The organism is Nonomuraea guangzhouensis (assembly GCF_019396345.1).
In the GTDB taxonomy this organism is placed as follows: Bacteria; Actinomycetota; Actinomycetes; order Streptosporangiales; family Streptosporangiaceae; genus Nonomuraea; species Nonomuraea guangzhouensis.
In genome coordinates, this window is record NZ_JAHKRM010000034.1 from 78,753 (window position 1) to 96,257 (window position 17,505).

Consider the following 17,505-nt stretch of genomic DNA (forward strand, 5'->3'; position numbering starts at 1 on the left):
CGTCAACCGGACTCCGGGAGGGTGCTGTCGTGGCCGCCGCCGAACGACTCCGACATCGCGCGGAACGTCGGGCACGGCCAGCGCCACATGCAACTCCGGCATCGCAGGATGGGATTGGCGGAGTCACTGGTGATGCCTCCCGCGTCGCGCGGCTGGTGGAGGTCGAACAGCCGCAGCCCGAGCTCGGAGAATCTGAGCAGGTCGTCGCGGGCGTCGGCGAGGAAGTCGAGGTCCTCGCCGGCGAGTTTCGTGTGTACGGGGACGAAGCCTTCGTGGTTGACGAGGCTACGCAGGCGTCCCACTTTGTCATGCCACGAGGTGGCCTTCTCGGTGCGAATGAGGATGGCTTCCAGTCGTTCGCGGAGTCGCTGTCGGTGCGGATCTTCGGATCTGTCTGTTCTCATGAATGCTCGGGCCCGTGGTCGCCCGGCCCCTCCTTCTCAGTGAAGTAGTGACCAGAAGCGAGGTGCCGGGCCGCCCCCCTCTCCGGCCATGCCGGTGTCACACAGTCAAGCTTCGCGTACTCTCTGTTTTCATGGAGCCCAAACGGAGGACAAAAACCTGTGCTTCCCCTATCGGCGTGACAACGTGACCGGAAGGCTCCGCGCCGCTAGCCTGCCCATGTGGAGCTCAAGGTCTCGACTCGATCACATGCCGGCCATGCGCTAGTCGCCATCACCGGTGAAATCGACCTCTATACGGCACCCCACCTGCAGGCGGAGTTCGCTCGGCTGCTGCAGGACGGGCCCAGCCGCGTGGTCATCGACATGTCCGGCGTGGATTTCTGCGATTCCACGGGGATGAACGTGCTGCTGTCCGCGCTCAAACGCGTCAAGGAGCAGGGCGGGGCGCTCGACGTCGCCGCCCCCAGGCCGGCCGTGCGTAAGATTCTGCAGGTCACCGGCCTCGATTCGGTCTTCACCGTGCATGACGAGGTGCCGCAGGAGTTCCTCATCACCGAGGGCTCATGACGGACACGGCGGTCATCATCCCGGCCAAGGACGAGGCCGACCGCATCGGTGCCACGGTCACCGCGGCGCTCGCCCTGCCGGGCGTCGACCTGGTCGTGGTCGTCGACGACGGTTCGACCGACCGGACGGGCCGGGTGGCGCGGGCGGCGGGAGCCAGGGTGGTCCGCCACAGCCGCAACCGCGGCAAGGCGGCGGCCATGGAGTCCGGTGCCGAAGCCGTGCGCCTGCTCGACGGTGAGACGCCGCACCACTTACTCTTCCTGGACGCCGATCTGGGCGAGACCGCGCGGGCCGCGGCTCCGCTCATCGAGCCGGTGCGTGCCGGCACGGCCGACATGACCATCGCGGTCTTCGTCACCCGCGTCAGGCTGGGCGGCCACGGCCTGGTCGTCCGCCTGTCCAGGGACGGCATCCGCAGGGCCACCGGCTTCGACGCCGCCCAGCCGCTCAACGGTCAGCGGTGCATCACCAGAGACGCCTTCGAGGCCGCCCGGCCGCTGGCGCACGGGTTCGGCGTGGAGACGGCGCTGACGATCGACCTGCTGCGTAAGGGCTACCGGGTGGAGGAGGTCGAGGTGGAGATGACCCATCGGGCCACCGGCACGGACTGGCGGGCCCAGGTGCATCGGGCCGGGCAGTTGTGGGATGTGGCACGCGCGCTCGCCACCCGGGAGCCGCTAATCACCCAAAACCTCAACAAACTCCGCCCCAAGCGCTAGCCCCCTGCGTCGCTAAATCCGGCAAACTTCGTCAGCTTCCCGATCCACCGGGAAAAGGGCCGTTTCCCCGCGTCGTGTTTGCCGTGGTGCGCCCGGACCGCCTCCGGGTCTCGGCAGGTCTCCGCCGGTCCGCCTCCGGGTCTCGGCCAGGTCTCCTCTGGGCCGTCTCTGGGCCGTCTCTGGGCCGTCTCTGGGCCGTCTCCGGGCCGCGTCCGGGCCGTCTCCGGGCGTCTCCGGGCCGCGTCCGCGCCGCCTCCGGGTCGCCGGCGGCGGAATTGTCGGCGTGGGCCTGTTGAATACGGGCGCATGGACACCGAACCGCAGAGGCGTGGGCCGTTCTGGGACACGATGGCCGGGCGGGTCCCGCCGCCCGCCGCGGCCGAGACCCTGGGCTGGGAGCTGATCGAGGTGGATCCCGACCAGGGCACCATCGAGGTGGCGTTCAAGGCGAGCGAGCGGTTCGTCAATCCGATCGGGGTGATCCAGGGCGGCTTCCTCGCCGCAATGCTCGACGACACGCTGGGTCCCGCGCTGGTCGCGACGCTGCCGGAGGACCAGTTCGCGGTCACCCTCGACCTGCACGTCCAATACCTCCGCCCGGCGCGGCCGGGTCGGCTCACCGGCAGGGGGCGGGTGGTGCGGCGCGGCAGGGAGGTGTGCTTCCTGGCCGGCGAGCTCGTCGCGCCCGACGGCAAGACCGTGGCCGTGGCCACCGCGACCGCGCACCTCCAGACCCGCCGCGGTGGAGATAATGCGGTGTGATCAAACTCATCCCCATCAACGCCGACAGCGCTCCCGAAGCCCTCGGCGGCTACACGCAGGCGCTGGCGGTCGAGGGGGCGTCCAGGCTCCTGTTCATCAGCGGTCAGATCCCGCAGACCCGGGAGGGCACGGTTCCCGAGGGCTTCGAAGCGCAGTGCAGGCTCGTGTGGTCCAACCTCCTCGCCGCCGTGCGCGAGGCGGGTCTGGAGGTGTCGAGCCTGGTCAAGGTGACGACGTTCCTGTCCGATCGCCGATACGCGGAGGCCAACGGCGCGATACGCCGCGAGGTGCTCGGTGCGCACACCCCGGCACTGACGGTGATCATCGCCGAGATCTTCGACAGCGCATGGCTTCTGGAGATCGAGGCCGTCGCCGCCGGGTGAGATAACGTCCCGAAATAGGCCACTAAAGTAGCCCTTGGACGAGTGTGGCCAGGGGCCACGGTCACCCTCTGGAATGGAGTGTCATGAGCGATGACAGCCCTGCTGGCCAGTCCGCCTGGGACCGCATTGACACGACCATCCCTCATTCGGCCCGCGTGTGGAACTATCTGCTGGGCGGCAAGGACAACTTCGCGCCCGACCGTGAGGCCGGCGAGCTGCTGCTCCGGACATTTCCTGACTTCGCCGAGGTTGCCCGGCTGCAACGTGAGTTCCTCATCCGTGCGGTGACGTACCTGGTGGAGGAGACCGGTGTCCGGCAATTTCTGGACATCGGGACCGGCTTGCCGACGGCCAACAACATCCACGAGGTCGCCCAGCGCATCGCGCCCGAGACCCGGGTGGTCTACGTCGACAACGACCCCATCGTGCTGGTCCACGCCCGTGCCCTGCTGACCAGCACCCATCCGGGCGTCACGGCGTACATCGACGCCGACGTGCGCGACCCCGACGTGATCCTCGAAGGCGCGGCCAAGACGCTCGACTTCAGCCAGCCGATCGCCCTGGTGATGCTGAGCATCGCCGGGCAGCTGCCCGACGAGGACGACCCGTGGGGGATCGTCGGCCGGCTGATGGCCGCGTTACCGTCGGGCAGCTACCTGGTGCTCAGCGACGGCACCAACACCAACCCGGCCTTGATGGAGGCCGTCAGCGCCTACAACAAGGCCGCCGCCAACTCCTATCACCTGCGCGCTCCCGCCCAGATCGGCACCTTCTTCGAGGGCCTCGACCTCGTCGAGCCCGGCGTCGTCCCCACTCCTGAGTGGCGGCGGCCGGTCGATGCGTGGGATGAGCCGGCCAAGCTGGTGAGCGCGGTGTGCGGCGTCGCGCGTAAGCCGTAGCGACCGCTGGACGTCCATCGGGGTGGCCGGTTGAGGCATCGCGCTCAAGCCGTACGGGTTTCCGGACATCCATTGCGCTCTCTGATCCGAACCACCTATGGTCGGCGCCGCGTCGACCACCGTTGGAGGGTGCATGGAAGCGGGACGCGAACCGGGCCGCATCGCAGCGGGACGCGAGCCGAACCGCATCGAGCCGAACCGCTTCGAGGCGGGACACGAGTCGGGTCGCTTCGCGGCGGGACATGAGCCTGGTCGTTTCGAGGCGGGGCGTGAGTCTGGTCGTTTCGAGGTGGGACGGGAGCCGGGCCGCGGAGGTGGGCAGCCGCCGGGGGTCGAGGAGTTGCTGGAGGCCACCGCGCGGGGTGACCGGGCGGCGTTCGAGCGGCTGTACGAGGCGGTGGCGCCGCGGGTGTTCGGGCTGGTGCTGCGGGTGCTTCGGGACCGGGCCCAGAGCGAGGAGGTCGCTCAGGAGGTGCTCGTGGAGGTGTGGCGCAACGCCGCCCGCTTCCAGTCGGGGCGGGGCTCGGGGCTGGCGTGGGTGCTGACGATCGCGCACCGCCGCGCCATCGACCGGGTCCGCTCGTCTCAGGCGAGCATGGACCGCGAGGAGCGGGCGGCCCGGATGGAGGTGTACCGGCCCTTCGACGAGGTGGTCGAATCCGTCGAGGGCAGGCTGGAACGCGACCGCCTGCGCCGCTGCCTCCAGGGCCTGACCGCGCTGCAGCGAGAGTCGGTCACCATCGCCTATTACGGCGGATACTCCTATCGTGAGGTTGCTGAGCTGGTCAAAGTCCCGCTCGCGACGGTGAAGACCAGGATGCGCGACGGGCTGATCCGGCTGCGCGACTGCCTGGGGGTGGAACGATGAGGGGCACGACCGGCGGGTCCGATCCGCACACGCTGGTGGGCGCGTACGCGCTGGACGCCATTGACGACGAGGTCGAGCGGCACCGCTTCGAGGACCATCTGGCCGGGTGCCCTGACTGCGCCTTGGAGATCGCGGGGTTCGCCGAGACGGCGGCGCGGCTGGGTTCCGCTGTGGCCATCGAGCCGCCGCCCAGCCTGAAGGAGCGGGTCTTCGCCCAGATCGACCAGGTCCGGCAGGCCCCGCCGACCGTCGCCGACCCCGCCTACGGAGACCAATCCCAGTGGCAGCCCGAGCGGCGGCCAGAGGGGTGGGCAGAGGGACGGCCGGCGGATCGGTCGGACGAGTGGTCAGGTGGGCGGCCGGCGGGGCGGTCGGAGTGGGCCGAGCGACGGACACAGCGAGGGCTACAGCGGCGGCCAGAGGGGCGGGCGCGGCGGCGGTCACGGTGGCGGCCGCTGGCGGCGGCCGTGGGGGTTGCCGCCTGTCTGGCGGCGGTCGCCGTGGTCGGTGCGGTCGCCTTGCAGGCTCGCGGCGAGCTGGAGCAGGTACGGCGGACGGAACGTGCGGTCGCCGCCGTGCTGACGGCGCCGGACTCCCGCACCGCCACGGCCTCGGCCCGGCAGGGCGGTCGCGGCACGGTGGTCGTGTCACGCTCGCAGGGCAAGATGGTCTTCCTGGCGGCGGGGCTGGCCGACCTTCCGGAAGGCAGCGTGTACCAGCTCTGGCAACTGGCCCCTGGGCAGATCAGCTCGGCCGGACTGCTCACCGCCGACGCCGCGGGCCACACCGTGCCAGTGATCACCGCACCGGGACCTGGGGTGGCCAAGATCGGCGTGACCGTCGAACCGGCCGGCGGCTCCGCGCAGCCGACCACCAAGCCACTGTTCCTGGTGAACCTGCCCACCGCCTGACCGGGTGACGGCTCCTGACCCAGGTCGGTCATCCGGGTCCGGTCGGTCGCCCGGGTCCGGTGGGTCACTCGACTCTGGCCGGTCACCCGACTCCGATCGGTCAGTCGGGTCCGATCGGTCACCCGGGTCCGGTCGGTCACCCGACTGCGGTCGGTCAGTCGACTGCGGTCGGTCAGTCGGGTCCGGTTGGTCAGTCGGCGTCGACCGGTCAGCCGGTCCGGGATCGCCCCGTTCCGGAACATCGGTCATCCGTCCGGGGGGCCGCGACGAATACCTGGTGCAGCCGCACCGGCGAGCGCGTCACCCTTGGCCATCTCGTGAGTGGCGCGCCGACCGGGCTGTTGTTGAACTGTAATCCGGCGCGCCACGTATCTCCACGTGACCCATCCCCACCCCAGCAAGGGGAAGCATGCGTTGGACCACGATTGCCGGCGCGCTGTTGTGCGTAGCGCTGGCCGGCGGCTGTGCCTCATCAGCGGCGGGAACGCCCGCCACCATGGCCGCCTACGACCAGGAAGACGTCCAGTTCAGCCAGGAAATGATCACCCACCATCGCCAGACCATCCAGCTGACCCAGCTGGTCGCGCAACGTACCACCACGCCGTACGTACGCGAGCTGAGCCAGAAGCTGGAGGCCAGTGAGAAGGCCGACATCGAGAAGATGTCGTCGTGGCTGAAGTCCTGGCAGGTGGCCGTTCCGGTCGAGGACGCCAAGGGCGTCGCCAAGCAGGTCGCCCAGCTGACCCCGAAGTCCGGCAAGGCCTTCGACAAGCTCTGGCTGGCGCTGATCTCGGCGCACCTCGACCACGGTGTCATGATGGCCTCGGCCGCCCAGACCGGCGGGAAGCACGGCCCTACGATCGAGATGGCGACCCGGCTCGTCACTGAGCAGACCGCCGAGATCGCGGAGATCAAGGAGCAGCTGGCCTGACCGTGACCAGTACCCAGGATTCGTGGCGGCAGGTGGGCGCGACGCGCGCCCGGATGCCGTTGCGCCTCGCGCGGTCGGCCTCGTTCACGGTCGTCTGCGTGGCCCTGTCCGCCATCGGGCACTGGCTGGCGGGTGGCACCGCACCCGGACCGGCCATGGTCGCGGGCGCGGGTGCCGTCGTACTGGTCGCGGCCACCGCGATGGCCGGCAGGGAGCGATCCCGGCCGCTGATCGTCGGGCTGCTCGGCACGGCGCAGGTGGGCCTGCACGTGCTGTTCGCCTCGCAGGGGGAGACCCCGCATCTGGCCGGGGTGCACGGTCAGAGCACCTGGCCCGGTATGTTCCTGTGCCATGCCGTCGCCACGCTGCTGACCGCGTGGTGGCTGGCCGGTGGCGAGGCCGCGCTCTGGTCGCTGCTGCGCCGTCTCGCCGCGCGCGCCGTACGGATCCTCCCGCCCGTCAACGACCCCATGTGGCCGCTCGCCGCTCCCGTGGCCGCGGACCTCGTTCCCGACCGGCCGCGCGAGCACATGTTGCGGTACGCGGTCGTACGGCGCGGACCTCCATTTCGTCCTGCCTGACTCACCACGACGCGAGCAATCTGCTTCAGCGTCCTGTCCGGCATTTCTGGAAACGAAGTGGAGCCCCCATGCTTTACCGCCGAATCGGCACCATCGCCGCGGCAGCCCTGGCCCTCACAGTCGGCCTCTCCCTGCCCGCCCTCGCACATGTCTCTATCAACCCCGGCACCGCGGAGAAGGGCGGCTGGACCAAGCTCGCCTTCCGGGTGCCCAACGAGCGTGACGACGCCTCGACCACCAAGCTCGTGGTCACCTTCCCCACCGATCACCCCCTGCCCTTCGTCTCGGTCAAGCCCGTGCCCGGTTGGAAGGCCGAGCTGACCGAGGGCAAGCTGCCCGAGCCCATCGTCGCCGACGATGGGGACAAGGTCACCGAATCCGTCCTGAAGATCACCTGGACCGGCGGCAAGATCGAGCCGGGACAGTTCCAGGAGTTCGAGGTGTCGGTCGGGCCGCTGCCCAAGGACGTGGATGAGATCGCCTTCCCCACCGAGCAGACCTACTCCGGTGGCGAGGTCGTCAAGTGGGCGGATGAGCCCAAGGCCGACGGCACCGAGGCGGAGCACCCGACGCCCACGCTGAAGCTGGTGGCGGCGGCCTCCGGCGACGAGCACGCCGGGATGGCCATGCCCGCGGCGGCTCCGCCCTCCGCGCAGTCCGCCCAGAGCGTCGCCATGATGAAGCAGGCCGCCTCGTCGTCGACGTCCGACGGCACCGCCCGGATCATGGGCGTGGCCGGCATCATCGTCGGCCTCGTGGGCGGCGGCATCGGGCTGGTCGGCTTCAGACGGCGCTCGACGGCCGCTTAGCGCGTCACCCTCGGGCCGCACTTGACCGGCCGCCTGGCGTGCCCGCCTCGGGCCACAGGGCGGGCGTCGAGCGCGTCAGCGACAACCGTTCAGCCCCGCTTCCGATGAGTTTCCGGTGGCTGACCTGTCCGTACCTGTGACAGCGGTAGCAGCAGGCGGAGGGAGCGGGGATGAGCGACATCCAGCAGTGGGTTCAGCGGGCCATCGACCGGATGGTCGAGTCGGGCGCGGAGCGTGGCGTGCAGGTCGCCGTCTTCCTGCACGGCGAGCAACTGGTGGACGCGGTCGCCGGGGTCGCGGATCCGGCGACCGGGCGGCCGGTGACGCCGGGCAGCGTGTTCTACAACTACTCGATCGGGAAGGCGGCGACCGCGACGGTGGTGCACGTGCTCGCCGAGCGCGGCGCCTTCTCGTACGACACGCGCGTGACGGAGGTGTGGCCGGAGTTCGCCGCGCACGGGAAGGGCGCGGCGACCCTCCGGCACGTGCTGACCCACGCGGCCGGCGTGCCGGGCGTGCCGGCGGACACCACCGTGGCGGACCTGTGCGACTGGGACAAGATGTGCGCGGCGATCGCCGACGCCGAGCCGTGGTGGGAGCCGGGCGCCGCGGTCGGCTATCACGCCTACACCTTCGGCTACATCCTCGGTGAGATCGTCCGCAGGGCGATCGGCAAGCCCATCTCTCAGGTGCTGCGCGAGGAGGTGACCGGGCCGCTGGGCGTGGCCGACGAGCTCTACTTCGGCATGCCGGCCGCCGAGCACGGCCGGTTGGCCCGGCTGGAGGACCCGGAGGGGGCGGCGGAGATGATGGCGGGCATACCCGCGGACTCGCCGATGTTCCGGGCGGGGCCGCCGGTGACGTTCCCGTCGGCCGCGCTCGGCAACCGGGCGGACGTCCTGGAGGCCGACATCCCGGCGGGCGGCAAGACCTCGGCCCGCGCCATCGCGCGCATGTACGCCGCGCTCATGGGCGACGTCCCCGGGGTGCGCCTGATCTCGCCGGAGCGGCTGCGCGAGGTCACGGCCGTCACCGCCGAGGGCGTCGACCAGGTCTTCGGCAATCCGGCCACGTGGGGGCTGGGGTTCGCCATCGGCCTGCCGGGTGTCGCCGAGCCGGTCACGAGCGCGTTCGGGATGGGCGGGGCGGGCGGAAGCTTCGCGTACGGGGACACGGCCAGTGGCATCGCGTTCGCGGTGACCAAGAACCGGCTGACCCCCGACTTCTCCGCCGCCATCGAGCTCATCGGGATCATCGCGAAGGGCTGATCCGCGATAATCCCTGCGTGCACGGATATTCCCGGCGATTATTCCTCCGGCTCGGCGGTGCGGCCGTGGCCGGAGGGCTGATCCCCACCGCGGGGGCCGCCCACGCGGCGGACTTCGCCCTCCTGCGCCGCCGGTGGCAGGACGTGACGGCGGGAGCGGGGTTCGACCCGGCTGTCGAGCCGTACCGGACCAGGCTGATGCGGTTGGGCAGGACGGCGGCCGGCTACCGGGACACCATGGCGCCGGCCGGCACGTCGCTCTGGCCCGGCCTGGTGTTCCCGTCCTTCGCCGAGAACACGGTGCGGCTGCAGGCCATGGCCCGCGCGTACGCGCTGCCCGGGACCGGCCTGACCGGCGACGCTAGCCTGGGAGCGGCCGTCGCCACCGGCCTCGACCACTACCGGCGGCAGGTGTACGCGGCCGGCGCGCGCCCGGCCGGCAACTGGTGGCCCTGGCAGATCGGCGTGCCGAAGCGGCTCCTCGACGTGGCCCTGCTGATCGGCCCGCACCTGACGGACCGGCAGAGCAGGGCACTGAGCGAGGCCGTGGACCACTTCGTCCCCGCCTGGCGCCTGGCGGACTACAGCGGCAACAGCACCGGGGCCAACCGGGTGGACCTGTGCACGGTGACGCTGCTGCGCGCCATCCTCAGAGCCGACCCGGACAAGGCCGCGCTGGCCGTCTCGGCGCTGTCCCCGGTCTTCCCGTACGTCACCGAGGGCGACGGCTTCTACCGGGACGGCTCGTTCATCCAGCACACGTCCGTCCCCTACCAGGGCGGGTACGGAGCCGTGATGCTGTCCGGCCTCGCGACGCTGTTCGCGGTGCTGCGCGGCACGCCGTGGGAGATCACCGCCCCGAACATCTTCGACATGGTCGAGCGGTCGTTCGCGCCGTTCGTCCACGACGGCTTCTGCATGGACCTCGTCAGCGGGCGCGGGATCGGCCGGGATCCGTACGGTGACCACAAGAGGGGACGGATGATCGCCTCGGCGATCCTGCTGCTGGGAGACGCGGCGCCCGCCGCGGCGCGGACCCGCTGGCAGGGCCTGGTCAAGGGCTGGGCGGTACGTGACACGGTCAAGCCCATGCTCGACGAGGCCGACCACCTCGGGTTCCACGCCCGTCTCGCCGCCGTCCTGGACGACGACGCGATCCCCGCCGCGCCGGAACCGGCCGGGCACCGGCTCCTGCCCATGAGCGCCCGCGCCGTCCATCGCGGGCCGGGCTGGTGCGCGGGCCTCAGCATGGCCTCCTCCCGGATCGGCCACTACGAGCACGGCAACGGCGAGAACACGCGCGGCTGGCATACCGGCTCGGGAATGCTCTACTGGTGGGCCAAGGGCCACGGCGACCAGTACTCCGACTCGTTCTGGCCGACCGTCGACCCGTACCGGCTGCCGGGCACGACCGTCTCCACCAAGCGGCTGGCCGACGGCGCCGGCGGGGGATGGGGCGACACCTGCCCGCCGGGCCGCTGGGTGGGCGGGGCCACGGACGGCACGTACGCGGCGGTCGGCCAGCACCTGAACGGCTTCGAGAGCACGATGGAGGCGTTCAAGTCGTGGTTCTTCCTCGACGACGCCGTGGTCTGCCTGGGTGCCGGGATCACCGGGCGGGACGGTGTGCCGGTGGAGACCATCGTGGACAACCGCAGGACCGGCGCGCTGCTCACACTCGATCAGAAGGCGGGCTGGGCGCACCTGGCCGGCCACGGCGGCTACGTCTTCCACGGCCTCCTGCGCACGTCGCGCGAGAGCCGCACCGCCGGCTCGGTGACCCGGAGCTACGTCACCCTCTGGCTCGACCACGGGGTCGACCCGGACGCGGCAGGTTACGTCTATTCGCTCCTTCCGGGCGCGACCCCGGCCAAGACCCGGGCCCGCGCCACGGACCCGGCCTGGCTGCGGGTGCTCGTCAACACCGCACGGCAGCAGGGGGTCCAGGTGCCGTCGCTCGGCCTGACCGCCGTCAACTTCTGGAACGCCGGAGCCGCCGGCGGCCTGACCGCGTCCGCTCCCTGCGCGGTGCTCGTCAGGGAGCGCGGCGACGGCACGGCCACGGTGACCGTGTCGGATCCCCGGCGTGACCTGAGCGAGCTGACCGTGACCTGGGACCGGCCGGTGTCCCGGGTGCTCCGCGGCCATCCGCTCCTGGTCGGCGCCACGACCGGCGCGAAGCTCACGCTCAGGTGGGGACGGCTGTCGGACCGGGGCGGCAGCTCCAAGACGATCACCGTACGACTGGGCTAGCGCTCGAGTCCTACAGATCCAGGCGGATGCCGTAGGACTCGAGCCAGACGTTCAGGTCCAGGGCCAGCTCCAGGCTGAACCGGGACATCGTCGTGGTCGTCTTGCCGACCGGGGCCGCGATGATCTCCCTGACGGCCGCCGCGTCGAGCAGGTCCAGGACCGGTGCCTTCCCGGTGTGGACAAGGTCGCGCAGCGTGTCGCGGAGCCCCTGCTCGTAGGCGACGTCCTGGGTGGCCGGGTAGGGGCTCTTGACCCGTCGCAGGATCGACTCGGGCACCAGGTCGACGACGGCGGCGCGGAGCAGGCTCTTCTCCCTGCCGTCGAAGTTCTTCATCGCCCACGGCGTGTTGAAGACGTACTCGACCAGCCGGTGGTCGCAGAACGGCACGCGGACCTCCAGGCCGACGGCCATGCTCAGCCGGTCCTTGCGGTCCAGCAGCACCGGCAGGAACCGGGTCAGGTGCAGGTAGCAGACCTCGCGCATCCGCCGTTCGTGGCCGTTCTGGCCGGGCAGGTACGGCACCTCGGCCAGCGCGGTCCGGTAGCTGTCGGCGACGAACGACGGTATGTCGAGCCGCTCGAACAGCCCCTGGTCGAGCAGATCGCCCGGGTTGTGGTCGCGCATGACCATCGCGAGCCAGGGGAAGGTGTCGGCCTCGACCGCCTGCGGCAGGTGGAACCAGGCGTACCCGCCGAACAGCTCGTCGGCCGACTCACCGGACAGGGCCACCGTGGAGTGCTCGCGGATCGCCCTGAACAGCATGTACAGGGAGCTGTTCATGTCGCCGAGGAAGTTGGGGATGTCATAGGCGCGCACCACCGCCGACCGCAGGCGCGGATCGGTCAGCTCCGCGGTGTCGAGCGTGATGTCGGTGTGGTCGGAGCCGACGTACTCGGCGAGCTCCTTCACGAACGGCCTGTCCGGGTCCCCGCGCAGGTCGTCGGGCTGGAAGTTCTCCGCGTAGCCGGCGAAGTCCACCGCGAACGACCGGATCTGCCCGCGCTTCTTGGCCAGCGCGGTGATGGTGCTGGAGTCCAGCCCGCCCGACAGCAGGCTGCACAGGGGCACGTCCGAGACGAGTTGGCGGCCCACGATGTCTTCGAGCAGGCCGCGGATCGTGCGGACCGTGACGTCGAGGTCGTCGGTGTGCTCGCGCGGCTCCAGTGCCCAGTAGCGGCGGAGGGAGCGCCCCTCTCGGCGTACCCGCAGCAGGTGGCCGGGGCGCAGCTCACGCATGCCCTTGAAGATGGCCTGTTCCGGGCTCCTGCCCATGGAGAGCAGCTCGCGCAGGCCGTCGGCGTCCACCACCGGCTCGGCCAGCGGGTTGGCGAGGATCGCCTTCGGTTCGGAGCCGAACAGCACGCCGTCGCGCAGCGGGTAGTAGTAGAGCGGCTTGATGCCCATGCGGTCGCGCACCAGCAGGAGCTCCTGGCTGCGGTCGTCCCAGATGGCGAGGGCGTACATGCCGTTGAGCCGGTCGGCCACGCCCTCACCCCACTCGAGGTAACCGTGGAGCACGACCTCGGTGTCGCTCCTGGTGCGGAAGCGGTGCCCCTTGGCCGCCAGCTCGGCCCGCAGTTCGACGAAGTTGTAGACCTCTCCGCTGTAGGTGATGACCACCGGGCCCTCGGCCGTCATGGGCATGTGGCCGCCCTCGACGTCGATGACCGCGAGCCGCCGGTTGCCGAGCATGGCGTGTGGCGACTGCCACAGTCCCTCATCGTCTGGGCCGCGGCAGCACATCGTCTCGGTCATGGCCTGGCCTGTGGCGCGTTCATGGGTCAGGTCGCGCTCGAAGTCCACCCATCCGGCGATTCCGCACATGAGTCCTCCCAAAAGGCATGGGAACGGTATGTGCAAACGTATCTGTGTGCGGAGGGCTGGTCTATCGACAAGAAACGAAATAGTCGTACAAATCGTGCGTCAAAAATCGCCCAAACGATGGCATGTCTAAAATAGGTTGACTTGTCGGACCGAAAAGTTGTCCGAGGTCAGCTGGATTTTCCGAAATTGATCGAGCCGAAGACGTCACCGGCTTGGAGCACCGGGCCGGTGATGCGCGCGTCACCGCTGATCGTGTTGGTCACGTCGTGCTTGATCTGGACGAGGCGGGCCGTCTCCGCCGTCCACGATGTCAGCGTCTCCGCGAATCCGGGGTCCGCCTGAGCGCGCTCGACCAGGCTTTGGGCGGTCTGCTCTGGAGTCTGTGCCGTTTCGATGGCGGCCACGGCGTCGTCACCGAAACGGCGGCGGACGAGGCCCGTCAAAGAGGTCCAGGCATTCTTGCCGACTTCGCCCGCGGCGCCGCCGACTATCGCGGAGATGACCGCCGTGAGTGCGGGAATGACGCTCGGATCCATCGCGCCTCTTTTCGTCAAGGACGTTCTCCCAGACTAGCGCGCGGCTTGCCACGATCCGGCCCGGCGGGAACACTACTGAAACGTGGCTGGGCCGGAGAGCGGTGGAAATGACGCTGATATACGCAACGAGGTGTCCGGACAGGTGTCCGGCGGGGTGGTGCAGGCCCGCGACATAGGGTCCGTGACCATAGGCGCCGTGCCCCCGCCGCCCGTGCGGATCCCCCGGCAACTGCCCGCGATGCCGCCCGGCTTCGTCAACAGGACCACCGAGCTGGCCCTGCTCGACCGCCTCCTCGAAGGGGGACCCGCGATCGCGGTGGTCAGCGGCCTCAAGGGAGTCGGCAAGAGCGCGGTCAGCCGCCGCTGGGCGCACCAGGTCCACGAACGGTTCAGCGACGGCCAGCTGTACGCCGACTTCGGCGCCCTGCGCCACCGGGGCGGGACCGAGGTCAGCGATGTCCTCGGCGGATTCCTGCGCGCGTTCGGCGTCCACGAGGAGTGGATCCCGGCGGAGCTGCCCGAACGGGCGGCGATGTTCCGCTCCATGACGGCCGACCTGCGGCTGCTCGTGCTGCTGGACGACGCCGAGCACGCCGCCGAGGTGACGCCGCTGTTCCCCGCCTCCGCCGCCAGCGCGGTCGTCGTGACCAGCCACCGCCAGCTCGGCGAGCTGCTCGTCGCGGGCGCGCGGCCGGTCAGGATCGCGCCGCTCCAGGACGAGGAGGGTGTCCGGCTGCTCGCCGGCATGCTCGGCGAGGACCGCGTCGCCGCCGAACGCGAGCGGGTGAGCGAGCTCGTACGACTGTGCGGCGGCCTGCCGATCGCCCTGCGCGTGGCCGGAGCACGGCTGGTCCAACGGCCCACCTGGACGGTCGATCGGCTGGTCGGCGAGCTGGCGGACGCCGAACGACGGCTGGATCAGCTGATGACGGAGGGCAGAGCGATCGTCGAAGCGGTCTTCGACTCCGCGTACACCGGGCTGCCGGAGCAGGCGGCCCGCCTCTACCGCCTGCTGGGCACGCTGCCCGGCCCCGGCTTCTCACCCGGCGTGGCGCGGGCCGTCCTCGACGGCGATCCGGAGCGGGCCTTGGACCTGCTGCTCGACGCGAGCCTCGTCGAGGAGCTCGACGGCGACACGTACCGCTTCCACGACCTGGTCCGGCTGCACGCGGCCCGATGCGCGCGGCGGGTGGACCCGCCCGAGGCGCGGGAGGCGGCGCTGCGCCGGGTGGCGGAGTGGTACCTGCGGCAGGTCGCCGCCGCCGACGCCGCCATGGGGCCGCGCCTGCGCCTGGCCGATCACCGCCTGCCGGCCACCGACCGGCCGTTCGCCACGCCCGGCGCCGCCCTCGACTGGCTGGAGAAGGAGCGGGCCAACGTGCTCGCGCTGCTGCGGGCGGCGGCGGCGCTCGAATGGGATGAGCTCGTCTGGCAGCTGGCCGAGGCCCTGTGGCCGCTGTACCACGCGCGTAAGCACTACGCCGACTGGATCGAGACCAACCGGCTGGGCGTGGCGGCGGCGCTTCGGTGCGGCGATCGCGCGGTCGAGGCCAGGATGCGGAACCAGGTGGCCCGCGCCCAACTGGAGCTCGGCGAGACCGACCAGGCGCGGGCCGAGCTGGTCCGCGCTCACCAGGCGGCCCGCGAGGCGGGGGAGCCGAGAATGGAGGCGGTGGTCCTGGAGTCGCTCGGCCAGGTCGCCCTGGCGCGGGAGCTGCCGGACGACGCCATCACCCACTTCGCCGCGGCGCTGGCCGTTCACGAAGGGCTGGGCAACCCGCGCGGGGTCGGCATGCAGAGCTACCACCTCGGGCTGGCCCACAGCCGCGCGGGCCGCTACGACGCGGCGATCGCGGCCTTCGACCGGGCGCTGGCTCTCATGACCGACGTCGGTGACGAGCTCAGCCAGGGCAAGATCCACCTCGTCCTGGGCGAGGCCCACCGCGAGCTCGGCCACCGCCCGCAGGCGCTGCGGTCGGCGCGGACCGCCGCGGACATCATGCGCGAGCGCCGCATACCGGCCAAGGAGACGCGAGCCCTGGAGCTGCTGGCCGACCTCGCGGACGACCGGGAAAGCGCCGAGGCGTACGTGCGGCAGGCCCTCGCGGTCTGCCTCTCCTCAGGCAACCTGCCCAAGGCCGAGGAACTGCGCGCCCGCCTGCGCGACTAAGCGAGGCGGACCGTTGTTTCTCGTTCGCCTATTCGGACGGTGGTCAAGGGGCCGTTGCCGTGCGCCAGCCAGCCGTACACCGCGGACGGCAGGCACCGGGGGTCGGGATCGCCGGCGGCCGCGGTCACCTCGAACCGCCGGCCGTCCCGCAGCGCCAGCCGGACCCGCCGCGCACCGACCACCTCGGCGGCCATGAAGCAGCCGGGGTAGCGTCGCAGGGTCTCCTCCGCCCAGCCGCCGGCCGCGTCTCCGCGGACGATGATCGCCGCGCTCTCCAGCAGCCGCCGGTCCAGCTCCTCGGCGTCGACGACCAGATGCGGGTCCCGTACCCGCGCTCCCGGCTCGCCGGCGGCGGGGAAGCGGCGCAGGGCCACGGTGCCGTCCCGGACCTCGGTCTCCACCAGGAACGAGAGCACCTCGCCGCGCTCCCCCAGGGGATCGGGCAGGGCGGTCGCGGCAGGGTCGGGTCCGGGTTCGAGGTCCATCAGCCGGTACGCGAGGCGCCGTAACAACGTGCCCGCCTGGCCGGACATGCCGAGCGTGCGCCCGGTCACCTCGTCATAGGCGCCCGGCCGGTACGCGTCCACGATCGCCTCGATCTGGCCCAGCAGGCCCCGGCGCGGGTCGAGACGGGGCAGCGCCCGGGACAGCGCGGCCGTGGGGGAGGCCGGGTCGAGCTCCTCCGCCTCGCGCCCGGACGAGGCCAGGACAGTGGGGCGGCCCAGCGCGGCACCGTAGAAGGTGACCGACCCGTGATCGCCCACCACCACGTCCGCCGCCAGGAGCGCGGCCTGCCAGCCCCGCTGAGGAGGAAGCAGCACCAGGCCCGCGTCGAGGGCGTCCGCCAGCCACAGCCGGAGCTGGAGGCCGCCGTGGCCGTAGCGGATGTTCGGATGGGCGGCCAGGACCACCTGGTACTCGTCGAACGGCAGCTCGGCCGTCAGGCGCGCGACCAGGTCGGTGTTGGCGCCGAGCAGGGAGTTCGGGCCCCAGGTGGAGCTGATCAGCACCAGTCTGCGATCACCGGTGCCGAGGGAGCGCCGGTAGCGGTCGCGCCGCGCCGCGTTCGCCAGGATCCGGTCGAAGCACGGATCGCCGGTCACCACGGCCAGCGGCACCGCCTCCGGACATTCGCCCGCCAACCGGGTCAGCTGCTCGTGGTGCGACAGGGCGATGGCCGCCGGCACGATCCGGCCGTCGTGCATCAGCTGGCTGCGGGCAAGGCCCGAGACGCCACCCGAAAGGCCGCCTGGGAGGTCGCCCGGGAGGTCGCCCGGGAGGTCGCTCGTGGCGGCGAGCAGCCGGTTGTGGCCGGCGCCGTGCGGCACCAGCAGCAGCGGCGCCTTCAGCCGGTGCAACTCGCCGTTGGCGCTGGCGGAGACGGCCAGGTCGAACGGTGTCTCCACGGCCTGCGCCCAGGAGACGACGCGTGCCTCGACATCGCGCAGATAGTCGCCGACCCCGTCGTCGAACGCCGAACCCGCCGCGACGGTGAACAGCACCTGGACCCGGGGATCCGAACGGAACAGCGGCAGCACGTCCAGCAGCCGGCTCGCCGAGGTCACCGTGCGCGCCACCGCGAGGATGTTCCGGCTGGTGCCGACCGTGCGCCAACGGCGA

General features: G+C 71.2%; 17 protein-coding genes. 13 read left to right on the plus strand and 4 right to left on the minus strand.

The genetic code is table 11. From position 1 onward, the window contains the following. Window positions 1-2: 2 nt before the first annotated feature. Complete coding sequence (locus KME78_RS49815) at window positions 3-302, minus strand: hypothetical protein (RefSeq protein ID WP_246653767.1); 300 nt, start codon at window positions 300-302, stop codon at window positions 3-5. A gap of 321 nt (window positions 303-623) precedes the next feature. Between KME78_RS49815 and KME78_RS49820 the strand changes: the two genes are divergently transcribed. The 12 genes from KME78_RS49820 to KME78_RS49875 all read left to right on the plus strand — a co-directional run bounded on the left by KME78_RS49820 (window position 624) and on the right by KME78_RS49875 (window position 11,354). Further along, the gene (locus KME78_RS49820; protein WP_219537025.1) at window positions 624-971 is read left to right on the plus strand and encodes an STAS domain-containing protein; all 348 of its coding nucleotides are present in this window, start codon (window positions 624-626) and stop codon (window positions 969-971) included. Beyond that, on the plus strand, window positions 968-1,690 hold the full coding sequence (locus KME78_RS49825; protein WP_219537026.1) for a glycosyltransferase family 2 protein: 723 nt from the start codon (window positions 968-970) through the stop codon (window positions 1,688-1,690). The genes KME78_RS49820 and KME78_RS49825 overlap by 4 nt, the downstream gene beginning before the upstream one ends. Window positions 1,691-1,996: 306 nt before the next feature. Next, window positions 1,997-2,452 carry a PaaI family thioesterase gene (locus KME78_RS49830; protein WP_219537027.1) on the plus strand — a complete coding sequence of 152 codons (456 nt, stop codon included), beginning with the start codon at window positions 1,997-1,999 and terminating at the stop codon, window positions 2,450-2,452. Continuing rightward, complete coding sequence (locus KME78_RS49835; RefSeq protein WP_219537028.1) at window positions 2,449-2,835, plus strand: RidA family protein; 387 nt, start codon at window positions 2,449-2,451, stop codon at window positions 2,833-2,835. The genes KME78_RS49830 and KME78_RS49835 overlap by 4 nt, the downstream gene beginning before the upstream one ends. Window positions 2,836-2,918: 83 nt before the next feature. After that, entirely contained in the window at window positions 2,919-3,734 is an 816-nt protein-coding gene (locus tag KME78_RS49840) for an SAM-dependent methyltransferase (protein ID WP_219537029.1), read from the plus strand. Between the two features lie 133 nt (window positions 3,735-3,867). Then, complete coding sequence (gene sigK / locus KME78_RS49845) at window positions 3,868-4,602, plus strand: ECF RNA polymerase sigma factor SigK (RefSeq protein WP_219537030.1); 735 nt, start codon at window positions 3,868-3,870, stop codon at window positions 4,600-4,602. After that, window positions 4,599-5,513 (plus strand): anti-sigma factor, encoded by a 915-nt coding sequence (locus KME78_RS49850; RefSeq protein ID WP_219537031.1) that lies wholly within the window; start codon window positions 4,599-4,601, stop codon window positions 5,511-5,513. The genes sigK and KME78_RS49850 overlap by 4 nt, the downstream gene beginning before the upstream one ends. Window positions 5,514-5,922: 409 nt before the next feature. Beyond that, complete coding sequence (locus KME78_RS49855) at window positions 5,923-6,444, plus strand: DUF305 domain-containing protein (RefSeq protein WP_219537032.1); 522 nt, start codon at window positions 5,923-5,925, stop codon at window positions 6,442-6,444. Window positions 6,445-6,446: 2 nt separating this feature from the next. Continuing rightward, a complete protein-coding gene (locus KME78_RS49860) occupies window positions 6,447-7,025 on the plus strand; it encodes an MFS transporter (protein ID WP_219537033.1) in 579 nt (192 codons plus the stop codon). A gap of 68 nt (window positions 7,026-7,093) precedes the next feature. Next, window positions 7,094-7,834 carry a YcnI family copper-binding membrane protein gene (locus KME78_RS49865; RefSeq protein ID WP_219537034.1) on the plus strand — a complete coding sequence of 247 codons (741 nt, stop codon included), beginning with the start codon at window positions 7,094-7,096 and terminating at the stop codon, window positions 7,832-7,834. 170 nt (window positions 7,835-8,004) lie between these two features. After that, window positions 8,005-9,102, plus strand: a complete 1,098-nt coding sequence (locus tag KME78_RS49870) for a serine hydrolase domain-containing protein (RefSeq protein WP_219537035.1) — start codon at window positions 8,005-8,007, stop codon at window positions 9,100-9,102. 17 nt (window positions 9,103-9,119) lie between these two features. Beyond that, a complete protein-coding gene (locus tag KME78_RS49875; RefSeq protein ID WP_219537036.1) occupies window positions 9,120-11,354 on the plus strand; it encodes a polysaccharide lyase 8 family protein in 2,235 nt (744 codons plus the stop codon). A gap of 10 nt (window positions 11,355-11,364) precedes the next feature. Here the strand turns inward: KME78_RS49875 and asnB are convergent, their stop codons facing one another. Further along, window positions 11,365-13,179: an asparagine synthase (glutamine-hydrolyzing) gene (gene asnB / locus KME78_RS49880; protein WP_219537037.1), complete on the minus strand. Its 1,815-nt coding sequence runs from the start codon at window positions 13,177-13,179 to the stop codon at window positions 11,365-11,367. A 167-nt stretch (window positions 13,180-13,346) separates the two neighbouring features. Further along, a complete protein-coding gene (locus KME78_RS49885) occupies window positions 13,347-13,715 on the minus strand; it encodes a hypothetical protein (protein ID WP_219537038.1) in 369 nt (122 codons plus the stop codon). Between the two features lie 130 nt (window positions 13,716-13,845). Here KME78_RS49885 and KME78_RS49890 point away from each other — a divergent pair, with 130 nt between their 5' ends. Then, window positions 13,846-15,885, plus strand: coding sequence for a tetratricopeptide repeat protein (locus tag KME78_RS49890; RefSeq protein ID WP_219537039.1), 2,040 nt, complete (start codon window positions 13,846-13,848; stop codon window positions 15,883-15,885). On the opposite strand, the gene KME78_RS49895 is transcribed toward KME78_RS49890, so the two are convergent. Then, window positions 15,882-17,462 (minus strand): UDP-N-acetyl glucosamine 2-epimerase, encoded by a 1,581-nt coding sequence (locus KME78_RS49895; RefSeq protein WP_219537040.1) that lies wholly within the window; start codon window positions 17,460-17,462, stop codon window positions 15,882-15,884. The two genes, KME78_RS49890 and KME78_RS49895, sit on opposite strands and share 4 nt — an antisense overlap. Window positions 17,463-17,505 lie beyond the last annotated feature (43 nt).